General features: G+C 64.9%; 9 protein-coding genes. 7 read left to right on the top strand and 2 right to left on the bottom strand.

What is annotated here, in order from left to right; genetic code table 11:
* Window positions 1-9: 9 nt before the first annotated feature.
* On the bottom strand, window positions 10-1713 hold the full coding sequence (locus KZJ38_RS10535; RefSeq protein ID WP_219800225.1) for a 3-(methylthio)propionyl-CoA ligase: 1704 nt from the start codon (window positions 1711-1713) through the stop codon (window positions 10-12).
* Window positions 1714-1894: 181 nt separating this feature from the next.
* On the opposite strand from KZJ38_RS10535, the gene KZJ38_RS10530 reads away from it, so the two are divergent.
* The 7 genes from KZJ38_RS10530 (at window position 1895) to KZJ38_RS10500 (ending at window position 10529) form a co-directional block, all read left to right on the top strand.
* Window positions 1895-3469 (top strand): protein adenylyltransferase SelO, encoded by a 1575-nt coding sequence (locus KZJ38_RS10530; protein WP_219799979.1) that lies wholly within the window; start codon window positions 1895-1897, stop codon window positions 3467-3469.
* A 113-nt stretch (window positions 3470-3582) separates the two neighbouring features.
* The gene (gene msrB, locus KZJ38_RS10525; RefSeq protein ID WP_219799978.1) at window positions 3583-4026 is read left to right on the top strand and encodes a peptide-methionine (R)-S-oxide reductase MsrB; all 444 of its coding nucleotides are present in this window, start codon (window positions 3583-3585) and stop codon (window positions 4024-4026) included.
* 131 nt (window positions 4027-4157) lie between these two features.
* The gene (locus KZJ38_RS10520; protein ID WP_219799977.1) at window positions 4158-4688 is read left to right on the top strand and encodes a septation protein A; all 531 of its coding nucleotides are present in this window, start codon (window positions 4158-4160) and stop codon (window positions 4686-4688) included.
* 4 nt (window positions 4689-4692) lie between these two features.
* Window positions 4693-5007 carry a BolA family protein gene (locus KZJ38_RS10515; protein WP_219799976.1) on the top strand — a complete coding sequence of 105 codons (315 nt, stop codon included), beginning with the start codon at window positions 4693-4695 and terminating at the stop codon, window positions 5005-5007.
* Between the two features lie 217 nt (window positions 5008-5224).
* Window positions 5225-6007 carry a peptidylprolyl isomerase gene (locus tag KZJ38_RS10510; protein WP_219799975.1) on the top strand — a complete coding sequence of 261 codons (783 nt, stop codon included), beginning with the start codon at window positions 5225-5227 and terminating at the stop codon, window positions 6005-6007.
* A gap of 365 nt (window positions 6008-6372) precedes the next feature.
* Window positions 6373-8988: a bifunctional lysylphosphatidylglycerol flippase/synthetase MprF gene (gene mprF / locus KZJ38_RS10505; RefSeq protein WP_219799974.1), complete on the top strand. Its 2616-nt coding sequence runs from the start codon at window positions 6373-6375 to the stop codon at window positions 8986-8988.
* Between the two features lie 107 nt (window positions 8989-9095).
* Window positions 9096-10529 carry a virulence factor family protein gene (locus KZJ38_RS10500; RefSeq protein WP_219800223.1) on the top strand — a complete coding sequence of 478 codons (1434 nt, stop codon included), beginning with the start codon at window positions 9096-9098 and terminating at the stop codon, window positions 10527-10529.
* A gap of 121 nt (window positions 10530-10650) precedes the next feature.
* On the opposite strand, the gene purL is transcribed toward KZJ38_RS10500, so the two are convergent.
* Window positions 10651-14763, bottom strand: coding sequence for a phosphoribosylformylglycinamidine synthase (purL, locus tag KZJ38_RS10495; protein WP_219799973.1), 4113 nt, complete (start codon window positions 14761-14763; stop codon window positions 10651-10653).
* Window positions 14764-14931 lie beyond the last annotated feature (168 nt).

Genomic DNA, 14931 nt, shown 5'->3' with positions numbered 1-14931 from the left:
TCGTTCAATTCAGGCACGCGGTGTCAACGGACAATCCTTATCAGCCAGCACGGACGGCAGTACATAGTCGCGGAACTGCTCGCGCAGCTTGACTTTTTGCAGCTTGCCGGTGGCCGTATGCGGCAATTCGTCGACGAATACGACATCGTCGGGAACCCACCATTTGACGACCTTGTCCGCATAGAACGCGAGTAAATCTTCGCGCGTCAGCGTGGCGCGCGGCCGCCTGACGACCACGAGCAGCGGCCGCTCCGTCCAGCGCGGATGCGCAACGGCGACACACGCCGCTTCGGCCACGGCCGGATGCGCGACCGCAATGTTCTCGAGATCGATCGAACTGATCCATTCGCCGCCGGACTTGATGACGTCCTTGCTGCGATCGGTGATATGCATAAAGCCGTCGGGGTCGAGCGTCGCGACATCGCCGGTCGGAAACCAGCCGTCGATCAGCGGCGACGTCTCTGCACCGAAGTAGCGGTCGATCACGCATGGCCCGCGCACATGCAGATCGCCGAACGACACGCCGTCCCACGGCAGCTCGCGGCCGTCGTCGCCGACGATTTTCATATCGACGTTGAAGAGCGGCCGCCCCTGCTTCTCGCGCAGCGCGCGCTGCTCGGCGGGCGGCCGTTGCGCCTCTTCGCCCGTCAGCTTCACGAGCGTGCCGAGCGGCGACATCTCGGTCATGCCCCACGCGTGAATCACTTCGACGCCGTAGTCGTCCTCGAACGCGCGCAGCATCGCGGGCGGACAGGCCGAGCCGCCGATCACCGTACGCTCGAGCGTCGAAAAACGCGCGCCGGTTTCCTTCATATGCGCAAGCAGGCCGAGCCACACGGTCGGCACGCCGGCCGAATACGTCACCTGTTCCGCTTCCATCAACTCATAGAGCGACCGTCCGTCGAGCTCCTTGCCGGGCAGCACGAGCTTCGATCCCGCGAGCGGCCCCGCATGCGGCAGGCCCCATGCGTTCACATGGAACATCGGCACGACCGGCATCACGACATCGCGCGCGGACAAGGCCATCGCATTGGGCAGCGCGGCATTGTACGCATGCAGCACCGTCGACCGATGCGTGTACAGCGCGCCTTTCGGATGACCGGTCGTGCCGGACGTATAGCAGAGATACGATGCGCTGCGCTCGTCGATCAGCGGCCATTCAAACGCGCCGTCGTACGGCGCGATCAGTGCTTCATAGCTCGATACATAGCTCGATACATAGCTTGATACATCGCTCGACGCACGGGTGCGCATGTCGGGCAGATGCGCGTCGTCGGTCAGCGCGATCCAGCCGCGTACGTGCGGGCACTGCGGCGCAAGCGCATCGACGAGCGGCGCGAATGTGATGTCGAACAGCACGTAGCGGTCTTGCGCATCGTTGATGATGAACGCGATCTGATCGGGGAACAGCCGCGGATTGATCGTATGGCAAACCGCGCCAAAGCCCGTGGTGCCGTAGTAGGTTTCGAGGTGCCGGTAACCATTCCACGCGAGCGTCGCAATGCGCTCGCCCGGCTGCACGCCGAGCCCGATCAGCGCCTGCGCAAGCTGTTTCGCGCGCTGCTCGCAATCGCGATAGGTATAGCGATGCAGGTCGCCCTCGATACGCCGCGACACAATTTCGACCGGGCCATAAAAGCGCGCCGCGTGTCTTAACAGCGCAGACACCGTCAGCGGCATATCCATCATCTGACCGTGCAGCGACGGCGTCATTGGCATGTCCCGCATCCCCCTATTCCTGGTGCGATTACCGGTGCGTTGTCTTGATCGTCGACACGTTGCGAGGGCCGCAGTTTCTATTCCGTGCCGAGGTATGGCCTATGCGAAGCAAATGGGTGGCCTGCAGCGCAAGACACGCGGATTTACAATATCGGCTATTAAAGAGGCGCTCAATATGACGTTTTCACCAGGCACCGCAGAACTTCCCGAAGCCGGCACGTCTTCCGGTCCGCTCGCCGCGGCCAGTGCGGCCATTGCCAGCCAGCGCGAGGGCTCATTCGCCGGACTCGGCCCGGCGTTTCTGACCCGCTTGCCCGCCGCGCCGCTGCCGGCGCCCTATGTGGTCGGCTTTTCGCACGAATGCGCGGCGCTGCTCGGTTTCCCGGCCACGCTCGCAAGTGCGCCCGGCTTCGCCGAATTCTTCTCGGGCAATACCACGCGCGAATGGCCCGCTGAGGCATTGCCGTATGCGTCGGTCTATTCCGGCCATCAGTTCGGCGTCTGGGCGGGCCAGCTCGGCGACGGCCGCGCACTCGGTCTCGGCGAAGTCGAACACGCGGGCAAGCGCTTCGAATTGCAGCTGAAAGGCGGCGGCCGCACGCCGTATTCGCGCATGGGCGACGGCCGCGCGGTGCTACGCTCGTCGATCCGCGAATTTCTGTGCTCCGAGGCCATGCATCACCTCGGCATTCCGACGACGCGCGCACTGTGCGTAACCGGCTCCGACCAGCCCGTGCGCCGCGAGGAAATGGAAACCGCGGCGGTGGTCACGCGTGTGTCGCCGAGCTTCGTGCGCTTCGGTCATTTCGAGCACTTCTATTCGAACGACCGCATCGATGCGCTGACCGCCCTCGCCGACCATGTGATCGAGCGCTTCTATCCGGCCTGCAAGGAAGCCGACGACCCGTATCTCGCGCTGCTCAACGAAGCGGTGCAGTCGACCGCGGACATGCTCGTGCATTGGCAGGCGGTCGGCTTCTGTCACGGCGTGATGAACACCGACAACATGTCGATTCTCGGCCTCACGATCGATTACGGCCCATTCGGCTTTATCGACGGCTTCGACGCGAATCACATCTGCAACCACTCGGACTCGCAGGGCCGCTATGCGTACCGGATGCAACCGCAGATCGGCTACTGGAATCTGTTCTGTCTTGCGCAGGCGCTGCTGCCGCTGTTCGGTGCTCGGTATGAAGAAAGCACGCGCGGCGAGCGATCGGTCGAAGACGCGCAGCGCGTGCTCGAAGGCTTCAAGACGCGTTTTGCGCCGGGGCTCGAAGCGCGCATGCGCGACAAGCTCGGCCTCGAAACCGCACGTGACGGCGACGATGCGCTCGCGAACAAACTCTTCGAGATCATGCATGCGAACCGCGCGGACTTCACGCTGACGTTCCGCCATCTCGCGCGGATGTCGAAACACGATGCGAGCGGCGATACGAGCGTGCGCGATCTCTTTCTCGATCGCGCCGCCTTCGATGCATGGGCGAACGACTATCGCGCGCGGCTGTCACACGAAGCACGTGACGATGCATCGCGCGCGCTTGCAATGAACCGTGTGAACCCCAAATTCGTACTTCGCAATCACCTTGCGGAAACGGCAATTCGCCACGCGAAGGAAAAGGATTTTTCCGAAGTCGAACGGCTTGCAGCGGTGCTGCGCCGGCCATTCGATGAACAGCCCGAGCATGCCGCGTATGCGGCGCTGCCGCCCGATTGGGCGGGTTCGCTCGAAGTCAGCTGTTCGTCGTAGTCGACGGCCGCGGGGCTTTATAGCCCGCTTTGTAGTGCGCTTCACAGCCGGCTTCACAGCCGGCTTCGTAGCCTGCCCTATTGCCCGACCCGCATTCTCCTCAGGACCCGATCATGAACGCAGACGATCTGAACAACCCCGCGAAGACCTCCGCCGACACCACCGAATACCCGGTCCAGAAAGACGACGCCGAGTGGCGCAAGCAGTTGTCCGAGACCGAGTACGAGGTCACGCGTCACGCGGCCACCGAGCGCCCGTTCACGGGCCGCTACTGGGACCACTGGGATCGCGGCATCTACGATTGCGTCGCGTGCGGCACGCCGCTTTTCGAATCCGACACGAAGTTCGACGCCGGCTGCGGCTGGCCCAGCTACTTCAAGCCGCTCAACGGCGAAGTGATCGAGGAACGCACGGACCGCTCGCACGGCATGCTGCGCATCGAGGTGCGCTGCAAGAACTGCGGCTCGCATCTGGGCCACGTGTTCGAAGACGGCCCGGCGCCGACGGGCCTGCGCTACTGCATCAACTCGGCTGCGTTACAATTCGAGCCCAAGTAAGCCGGCCGATTTCGGGTCGGCGAAAGTCCGGGCTCAGGCCGCCTGGTTTGTAACCCGGGGCAACCCGCCGCAACCCGCGTGGCGAAGCGCGCACAATGTGCGCTTCGCTACCGGATTCCTCCGACCTGATAATGAAATTCCTGTTCGATCTGTTCCCGATCATCCTGTTTTTTGTCGCGTTCAAGATCTGGGGCATTTTCACCGCGACCGCGGTGGCGATCGGCGCGACGCTCGTGCAGATCGCGTGGGTGGCGTTCCGCCATCGCAAGGTCGATCCGATGCTGTGGATCAGCCTCGGCGTCGTCACGGTGTTCGGCGGCGCCACGCTCGTATTGCACAACGACACCTTCATCAAATGGAAGCCCACCGTGCTCTACTGGGCATTCTCGGTGGTGCTGATCGTCTCGCAGTTCGCGTTCAGCAAGAACCTGATCGAAGCGATGATGGGCAAGCAGATTACGCTGCCGCATCGGATCTGGGGGCATCTGAATATTGTCTGGGCCGTGTTCTTCGTGCTGCTCGGCATTCTGAACCTTCTCGTTGCGTACCACTTCTCGACCGACACGTGGGTCAACTTCAAGCTGTTCGGCGCGACCGGCTGCCTGATCGTGTTTATCGTCGGGCAGAGTTTGTGGCTCGCGAAATATATGAAAGAAGAGTGACACCATGAGCGCCGACGCATTCCTTCACGCCACCCCGGCCGAGCGCATCGCATTGATCGAAGCGCGCCTCACCGCCGCGCTCGCGCCGGTCGAATCGATCGCCGTGCGCGACGACAGCGCGCAGCATGCGGGGCACGCCGGAGCCGCCTCGGGCGGCCATTACAGCGTGACGATCGTGGCCGACGCATTCGCGGGCAAGCCGCGGGTGGCGCGGCATCGGCTGGTGTATGATGCGCTGGCCGATGCGATGCAGCGCGGCATTCACGCACTCGCAATCACGGCTTACACGCCGCAAGAATTCAGGCAGCTGCCGCATTAATCCCTGTGCGAATCGGTCCATGCGATGGCCCCTGAGTTGGCGCCGGGTTAGACCTTGGGTTAGAGCCCTCGAGTTAGCCCCGAGTGAGCCCCGTGCTTGCGATGAGCGTGGCTTGGCCCGTTGCTCTGGCTAGTACCTTCGAAGTCACTCTGATCGGCCGCCGCTATTCACCCACGTTACGTTAGCCCCCGTTAGTCTGCTCCATTAGGAACTTCCGATGACCTTGAAAAACACCCGCTACTGGGTCTTGCTGGCCGCGTGCGCGGCGGCTCCCGCGTTTGCACAGAACATCGCCGTCGTGAACGGTACGCCGATTCCGAAATCCCGTGCCGATGCGCTCGTTCAGCAACTCGTGGCACAAGGTCAGCAGGATTCGCCGCATCTCGAGCAGGCGGTGCGCGAGGAACTGATCAATCGCGAGATCCTGATGCAGGAAGCGGCGCGCCGCGGTCTGCCCGCGCGTCCGGACGTCAAGGCGCAGGTCGCGGTCGCACAGCAGACCGTCGTGCTGCGCGCGCTGATCGAAGACTTCGTGAAGAACAACCAGCCGAGCGACGCCGAGGTCAAGGCGAAGTACGACGAACTCGTCAAGGAAGCAGGCGGCGGCAAGGAATATCACCTGCACCACATCCTCGTCGAGAGCGAGCAGCAGGCGAAGGATCTGATCGCGAAGATCAAGGGCGGCGCGAGCTTTGAAGACCTCGCGAAGCAATACTCGAAGGACCCGGGCTCGGCCAAGAACGGCGGCGACCTCGACTGGTCCGATCCGAAGGCGTATGTGCCTGAGTTCGCGACGGCAGCCGAGAAGCTGCAGAAAGGCCAGATGACCGACACGCCGGTGCACACGCAGTTCGGCTGGCACATCATCCGCGTCGACGATGTGCGCGAAACCCCGCCGCCGCCGCTCGAACAGGTCAAGCCGCAAATCGTCCAGCAGATGCAGCAGGAAAAGCTGCAGGCGTTCGAAGAGAACCTGCGTAAGAACGCGAAGATCCAGTAAGCGCGCGCGTTTTCATACGCGTACCGGCATTCTCGTAAACCCCATGCTTTCCGGAGCATGGGGTTTTTGCTTTTTGGGGCGCCGGGCCGTGCCGTCTTACGTTTTTCAAACAAATCCAAACAATTTTCTAAAGCCGGTCAACCAGGCGGCCGTTATAGCCGTTTGCAGTCTTTACTCACTATTTGCACAAACGATATTGGTAAAGAGCCGCGCCGGGTAACGATTAACGGCACATGCCACGGTCGGCTCCCGCGCTCAATCATAAAAACGACGTAAAGGATTCGCCGCGCGCCGCGGCAATCACGCCTCGAGACTCAGGTGTCGAGGGTGCGGCGCAGTAACGCGGGTCCCCATGCTCTGAACACATGCATGACACAGACTTATCCAGCCTTGAACGCGTTCTCGCACGCGTAAGGCGCCTGCCCGGCGCGCAGCACTGGCGCCAATGTCTCGTTCCCGCCATCGCGCTCGGCGTCTGCGCGCTTCTGCTCGTCGTCTTCCAGCATCTGTCGCAGACCGTGGACTACCGTTCGGTCGTCGTCCAGCTATGTCATCTGTCGGTCAGGGAATGGGTCGGCGCGCTCGGCGCAACCGCGGCGAGCTACATCGCGCTGGTCGGGCGCGATGCGGTCGGACTGCGCTACGTCGGCGCGAGCGTGCCACGTGCGCCGCTGTGGGTCGGCGCGACGGTCGGCTCGGCGCTCGGCAATGCGACCGGCTTCGGCGCGCTGACGGGCGGCGCCGTGCGCTGCCGCGTGTACGGCGTCGCCGGCGTGACGCCCGTGCAAGTCGGCCAGATGACCGTGTTCACGAGCGTCACGCTGGCGCTCGCCCTCGCGCTGATGACGGCAGCCGGCATGGTCGCGGATGCGCCGACGCTGGCCCACATGACCGGCCTCGCTCCCGGCACGCTGCGCGTGATCGGCGGCGCCCTGCTCGTGGGCTTCGCGGTGCTGATTTTTGCCTGCCGCCCGGCTGCGCAGCGCGTGCAGCTATCCGCGCGCATCAGGATTGCCTTTATGGTGCCGGCGCGCCGCGATCTGGTCGCGGAACTGGCGCTCGCGGTCGTCGACGTCGTGGCGGCCGGCCTCGCGCTGTGGACGCTCCTGCCGCACGCCGGCGCGCACATCGGCTTCGTTCAGTTCGTCACGGTCTACGCCGCCGCGATGCTGCTCGGCATGATCGGCCACACGCCGGGCGGGGTCGGCGTATTCGAAGCGGCGATGGTCTATGCGCTGGGCTCGAGCGTGCCGACGCCGCATATGCTCGCGGCGCTGCTCGCCTACCGCGCGATCTACTTTGGCGCGCCGCTCGTGTTGTCGGCGGGCGTGCTGGCCGTGTTCGAGGGACACGCGCAGAAAAAGGCGCTCGCCTCCGAACTCGCGCAGCGCGGCGCGCAAAGCGTGTCGCAGCTTGCGCCGCTGTTTCTGGCGATCAGCACGTTTGTGGTCGGCAGCATGCTGGTCATTTCCGGCGCGACGCCGGCGTTCTCGAAGCGCATTGCGATTCTGCAGACCGTGTTGCCGCTGTGGGTGCTCGAAAGCTCGCAGATGCTCGCCAGCCTGTTCGGCGTGCTGCTGCTGTTCGTGGCGCGTGGTCTATTGAGGCGGCTCGACGCCGCCTGGTGGCTCGCGCTGATCGTCGCCGCGCTGAACCTCGCGCTGTCGCTGGCGAAGGGGCTCGCATTCGTCGAAACGGGCGTGCTGTGCGTACTGATCGCGCTACTGCTCGCGACGCGCACGCGCTTTGACCGGCATTCGTCGCTGTTCACCGAGCGCTTTACGCCGGGCTGGCTCGCTTCGGTCGGCATTGTGATTGCGCTGGCGGTCTGGGTGCTGTTCTTCGCGTTTCGCGACGTCGAATACTCGCAGCACCTGTGGTGGCAATTCGCCTTCGACGAGCGCGCCCCGCGTGCGCTGCGCGCGACGCTCGCGGCCGGCCTCTTCGCGGCGGCGCTCGCATGCTGGCAGCTGCTGCGGCCGGCCGCCGGCCGCTTCGAAAAGCCGGCCGAAGAAGACCTGATCGAAGCAGCCGGCGTGGTGCGCGCGCAGGAGCGCAGCGACGCGGTGCTCGCGATGATGGGCGACAAGAGCTTCCTCTTTTCCGAGTCGCGCAACGCCTTTCTGATGTACGCGAAACGCGGGCGCACGTGGGCGGCGCTGCACGATCCGGTCGGGCCGCGCAGCGAATGGCCCGCGCTGATCCAGCGTTTCGTCGCGCTCGCGCATGCGCACGGCGGCCGCGCGGCGTTCTATCAGGTGCGCGCCGATGCGTTGCCGCTTTATCTCGATGCCGGCCTCACCCTGATGAAGCTTGGCGAAGAAGCACATATCGCGTTGCCCGCGTTCGAACTGGCCGGCTCGCATCGCGCGCATCTGCGCTATGCGTTAAAGCGCGGCGACCGCGATGGCTTCTCGATCGACGTGATCGAACCGGCTTGCGTGCCCGATGCGCTGCCCGGTCTGCGCGAAATATCGGATGCGTGGCTGGCGAGCCGCGTCGCGCGCGAGAAGAGCTTTTCGGTGGCGGCTTTCACGGCGGGCTACCTCGCCGCGCAGTCGGTGATGCTGTTGCGTCAGCACGGCAAGCCGCTTGCGTTCGTCACGTTTATGACCACCGACCTCAATACCGAGGCAACGGTCGGCGTGATGCGCCATTTGCCCGGCGCTTCGCCTTATGCCATGGAATATCTGTTCACGCAGCTCGCGTTGCATCTGAAAAGCGCGGGCTTCAGCTCGCTGAGCCTCGGCGTCGCGCCGCTGTCCGGTATGCGGCCGACGCCGCTTGCGTCGCCCCTGCATCGCGGCGCGGCGCTCGCGTGGCGCTTCGGCGGCTGGTTCTACAACTTCCGCGGGCTGCGCAGCTTCAAGGACAAGTTCCAGCCGCGCTGGGAGCCGCGTTATCTGGCAGCGTCGGGGTCGATGAGCGTGTTTCTGACGTTGGCGGATTTGTCGCGTTTAGCGGGTGGAGCGCGGTCGTGAGGGGTGTGGGAGTGAAGGGTGTGATGTCGAAAACGGTTGAAGATGGGGTGAGCGTTGCGCATGGTCGCGCCGGCGCCGCGGACGTAAATGGCAAAAGCGTGCGCCCAATGGCGCGCGGCCTCGCGCCGACGGCGCGTGCAGTGCGCATCGCTCGCGCGGCATGCGCCGCGTTCTTAGCGCTGGTCGCGTTCGCGCCGGTCGGGCCGCTGGTTTCCGCCGCCCACGCCGACACCGCCACGACCGTCGCGGGCGGCCGCTATGGCGACGTCACGGTGACGAAGCCCACCGGCGAGATGCGCGGGTTTGTCGTGCTGTTTTCGGAAGCGGGCGGCTGGGCAGCGTCAGACCAACAGGCAGCCGACGCGCTCGCGCATGACGGCGCGCTCGTGGTTGGTGTCGATACGCCGCGCTATGCGGCAAAGCTTGCCGCCGGCAAACGCGAAAGCTGCCACAACCTCTATAGCGATGCCGAGGACATCGGCCATCAGCTCGAACGCCAGGTGCAATCGAGCCGCTACTTTTCGCCGATCATGGCAGGCACGGGCGAAGGCGCGTTAGTCGCCGAACGCGCGCTTGCGCAGGCGCCGGCCAATACGATCGGCGGCGCGATGTCGCTCGATGCGAACGGCACGCTCGACAAGCGCTTTGCGCCCTGCCCGGCTGATCCGACGTTGAGCCGCGGCACGGGGCTGCCGGGATTTCTGGCGCAAGGCGTGACCAATGCCGATCGCGGTGGCAGCGCCAGCGGCGTCGGTGTCGGTGCATCGCCGGTGTTCGCCGCGGCTGCGCAGCCGAACAATGCGAGGACCACGCGTCGCACCTTCGCGCCCGGCATGACGAAAGCCGCGCGCCTCGCTGCGCTGACCGAACCGTATCTGCGCACAGACGCCTCACGCGAAGAAGATGTGTCTGACCTGCCGCTGATCGAACTGCCCGCCGCGCATCCGACCGACATGCTCGCAGTCGTGATTTCAGGCGATGGCGGCTGGCGCGATCTCGACAAGACGATTGCCGAATCTCTACAGCGACAAGGCGTGTCGGTAATCGGCTGGGATTCGCTGCGCTATTTCTGGAGCGAAAAGACGCCCGCGCAGACAAGTCACGATCTTGCGCGCGTTCTGAAGACCTATGGCGCGCGCTGGCACGCGAACCAGATCGCGCTGGTCGGTTATTCGTTCGGCGCGGACGTGATGCCGTTCGCGTACAACCGGCTACCCGACGCGCTGCGCGCCAAGGTGTCGTTCGTGTCGCTGCTTGGCTTTGCGCCCGATGCCGATTTTCAGATTCGCGTGACCGGCTGGCTCGGCATGCCCGCGAGCGAGAACGCACTGCCCGTGAAACCGGAACTGGCGAAGATGCCGCCGGCGATTATCCAGTGTGTGTACGGCGAGAAAGAGGAAGACACGCTGTGCCCGTCGTTATCGAAGACGGGTATCGAGCTCGTGCGCACGCCGGGCGATCATCATTTCGGCGGCCGATACGATGATCTGGCGAAGCATATGGTGGAAAGCTGGAAGAAGCAGATTGCGGCGCGTGGGTAGTGGTGCGCGGGTAGCGGCTAGCGCCACTTGAAACAAAGCGCCCACGCCCGCGCCACACCTGAAAGCAAAACGCGCCCGGCTAAGCTCGAGCGCGTCTGACTCACTACCTTCCCTACTCTTTTTACCCCAACCACTTCCGCGCGTTCTGAAACACGCGCATCCACGGGCTGCCGTCCGTCTTCGCCGCCGCCCATTGCGCCGGCGCCCAGCTCATCTGCACAGTACGGTGCACGCGCTCCGTGTGCGGCATCAGCACCGTGAAGCGACCATCAGGCGTCGTCACCGACGTAATGCCGTGCGGCGACCCATTCGGGTTGAACGGATACTGCTCCGTCGGCTGACCGCGATGGTCGACGAAGCGCATCGCCACCGCGACACGCGACGCATCGCCCTGCTGCGAGAAATCGGCGAATCCTTCTCCGTGCGCGACCGCCACCGGAATACGCGAGCCTTCCATACCGGCAAAGAAAATCGACGGCGAAGCCTGCACTTCGACGAGCGAGGTCCGCGCTTCGAATTTCTCCGACTTGTTCCGCGTGAACTTCGGCCACGCCTCGGCGCCCGGGATCATCGACGCAAGGCTGCTCATCATCTGGCAGCCGTTGCAAATGCCGAGTGCGAACGTGTCCTTGCGAGCGAAGAACGCGGCGAACATATCGGCGAGTTGTGCATTGAAGCGGATCGTCTTGGCCCAGCCTTCGCCTGCGCCGAGCACGTCGCCGTACGAGAAGCCGCCGCATGCGACGGCGCCCGCGAAGTCCGCCAGCGAGGCGCGGCCGGCGAGCAAATCGCTCATATGCACGTCGTGCGCATCGAAGCCCGCGCGGTCGAATGCATACGCGGTTTCAAGGTGCGAGTTGACGCCCTGCTCGCGCAGAATCGCCACGCGCGGCCGCGTGGCTTTGCCGATGAACGGCGCAGCGACGTCTTCCGCGTGATCGAAGCTCAGTTGCGGCGCGATGCCGGGATCGGCCGCGTCGAGCAACGCATCGTATTCGGCGTCCGCACATGCGGGGTTGTCGCGCAGACGCGAGATGCGCCAGCTTACTTCGCTCCACGCGCGCTGCAGTTCGACGCGCGGTGCTTCGTAGATCTTCTTTGCGTCGCGATAGATTTCGATCGCGTCGTTGGCGTTCGGCTTGCCGATCACGTGCGAGCACGCGGAAAGGCCGAATTCACGCAGCGTCGCGAGCACCGCATCGCGCTCGTCGGCGCGCACCTGCACGACCGCGCCCAACTCTTCGCTGAACAGCGCGCGCAGCGTGCGGTCTTCGCGACGGCCGCTCGTCTGCTTCGCCCAGTCTTTCGCATCGCCGTAGTCGAACTCATGGTTCGGATCGAGCGTCAGCATATCGACGTTCAGCGACACGCCGACGTGCCCCGCGAACGCCATTTCGCAGACCGTCGCCCACAGGCCGCCGTCCGAGCGGTCGTGGTAGGCGAGCAGCTTGCCTGCACCGTTCAGCGCCTGGATCGCGTCGAAGAAATGCTTGAGGTCCTCCGCGCTATCGACGTCGGGCACCGTGTCGCCGACCTGCTGCGTGACCTGCGCGAGAATGCTGCCGCCCATGCGATGCTTGCCGCGGCCGAGGTCGATCGCGATCAGCACCGTGTCGATTGCGTGGCCGGCCTCGTCGGTGCGGCGCAGTTGCGGCGTCAGATGCTGGCGCACATCGTCGACCGGCGCGAACGCCGAGATGATCAGCGACACCGGCGCGACCACTTCCTTCGCGACGCCGTTCTCATCCCACTTGGTGCGCATCGACAGCGAATCCTTGCCGACCGGAATGCCGATGCCAAGCGCCGGACAAAGCTCCATGCCGATCGCCTTCACCGTGTCGTACAGCGCCGCGTCTTCGCCGGGGCTGCCGCATGCGGCCATCCAGTTCGCCGACAGCTTGAGCTTGTCGAGCGAGGCAATCGGTGCGGACGCAATATTCGTCACCGCTTCGCCGACCGCCATGCGGCCCGACGCCGGCGCGTCGATCACAGCGAGCGGCGTGCGCTCGGCCATCGTCATCGCTTCGCCGTGGAAGCCCGCGTAGTCCATCGTCGTGATGGCGCAGTCGGCCACCGGCACCTGCCACGGGCCGACCATCTGGTCGCGCACCGTCGTGCCGCCGACCGAACGGTCGCCGATCGTGATCAGAAACGATTTGCTGCCGACCGTCGGGTGACGCAGCACGCTTGCCGCCACCTCATTCAACGACACATGCGTGAGATCCACCGCCGGCAGCGCCGTCGATGCGCGCTGCACGTCGCGATGCATGCGCGGCGCCTTGCCGAGCAGCACTTCCATCGGCATATCGACGGGCTCGTGCGCATGGGCGTCATGCGGCCCGGCGCCGTCTGCCGCGTCATCGGTCAACTTCAGCTGGCGTTCCGAAGTTGCGGTGCCGACCACCGCGAACGGACAACGCTCGCGGTCGCAGATTGCCTCGAACTTCGCGAGGTCCGCCGGCGCGATCGCGAGAACGTAACGTTCCTGCGCTTCGTTCGACCAGATCTCGCGCGGCGACAATCCGCTCTCTTCGAGCGGCACCTTGCGCAGCTCGAAATGCGCGCCCTTGTCGGCGCCGTCGACCAGTTCGGGGAATGCGTTCGAAAGCCCGCCCGCGCCGACGTCATGAATGCTCAGAATCGGATTGCGCTCGCCCATCTGCCAGCACGCGTTGATCACTTCCTGCGCGCGCCGCTCGATTTCCGGGTTGCCGCGCTGGACCGAATCGAAGTCGAGCTCAGCCGTGTTCGTGCCGGTCGCCATCGAGCTCGCCGCGCCGCCGCCCATGCCGATGCGCATGCCCGGGCCGCCCAGCTGAATCAGCAGCGACCCTTCGGGCAGATCGTGCTTGTGCGTGTGCGCATCGGAGATATTGCCGATGCCGCCCGCGATCATGATCGGCTTGTGATAGCCGCGCACGCGGCCCGCGACGTTCTGCTCGTAAGTGCGGAAGTAGCCGCCGAGGTTCGGGCGGCCGAATTCGTTGTTGAACGCGGCGCCGCCGAGCGGCCCGTCGATCATGATCTGCAGCGGCGAAGCGATGCGGTCCGGACGCCCATATGCGCCATGCTGGTCGGCGCTGTTGCGGTGGCCGACCGGCTGCGTCGCGTCGCGCTCGTTTTCCCACGATTCGCGCGCATCGGGCAGATCGAGGTTCGAGACTGTGAAGCCGGTGAGACCCGCCTTCGGCCGCGCGCCGCGGCCCGTCGCGCCCTCGTCGCGAATCTCGCCGCCCGCGCCGGTTGCCGCACCCGGGAACGGCGAAATCGCGGTCGGGTGGTTGTGCGTCTCGACCTTCATCAGCGTGTGCGTGAGCTCGACGTGACGGCCGTAGTGTTCCGCGAGCGCGCCTTGCTGTTGCGCGGGACGCGGGAACCAGCGCTCCGCCTGCGCGCCCCGCATGATCGCCGAATTGTCCGAATACGCGACAATCGTGCCCTGCGGATTGAGCTTCTCGGTGTTGCGGATCATCGCGAACAGCGACATGTCCTGCGCCTCGCCGTCGATCGTCCATTGCGCGTTGAAGATCTTGTGGCGGCAGTGTTCGCTGTTCGCCTGCGCGAACATCATCAGTTCGACATCGGTCGGATTGCGGCCGAGCTTCGTGAAGGCGTCGACGAGATAGTCGATTTCGTCGTCGGCGAGCGCGAGGCCCAGTTCGGCGTTCGCGCGTTCGAGCGCCTGGCGGCCGCTACCGAGAACGTCGACGGTAAGCAGCGGCTTGGCCGGCAGTTCGTCGAACAGATGCATCGCATGGTCGCGCGACGGCGCAACGCTTTCGGTCATGCGGTCGTGCAACGCCGCGGCGACTGCTTCGCGCGCGCTGTCGGACAGTGCCTTCTTGCCGCCGAGCAGCCCGCCTTTGAGCACTACCGTGAATTCGATGCCGCGCTCGATGCGGCGCACCTGCGTCAGGCCGCAGTGGTGCGCGATATCGGTGGCCTTGCTCGCCCACGGCGACACGGTGCCGAAGCGCGGCACGACGAGGAAGGTTTCGACCGCGCCCTTTTCCTTATGTCCGTTGCCCGCGTCGAACGGGTCGCCGTAGTGCATCAGCGCCTCGATCTTCGCGCTGTCTTCGCCTGAAAGTGGCGTTTGCGCGTTGACGAAGTGCAGATACTGACCGCGCACGCCGACGATATTGGCGTCGATGCGGGTAAGCGTGTCGAGCAGACGGGTTTGACGGAAATCAGAGAGGGCCGAAGCGCCGGGAAAACACGAGAAGTGGGCCATGGACTTGACGGTGCTTGACTGTACGTCGGGTGGCCCCTCGGGTTGCCACATAGGTGCCGATCCTGCCGGTTCCTGGCTGGATTCCAGGTTGATTCGCGGATCGCGCATCCGGGGCGCCGTCGGGGCGAAGGGAAGTCCGAGATTATAACCCGGAAGGACGCCCTTACC

The sequence above is a fragment of the Paraburkholderia edwinii genome, from assembly GCF_019428685.1.
Taxonomy (GTDB): Bacteria; Pseudomonadota; Gammaproteobacteria; order Burkholderiales; family Burkholderiaceae; genus Paraburkholderia; species Paraburkholderia edwinii.
Note: the sequence above shows the minus strand (reverse complement) of the source record. Positions and strands in the feature narration are given on the sequence as shown.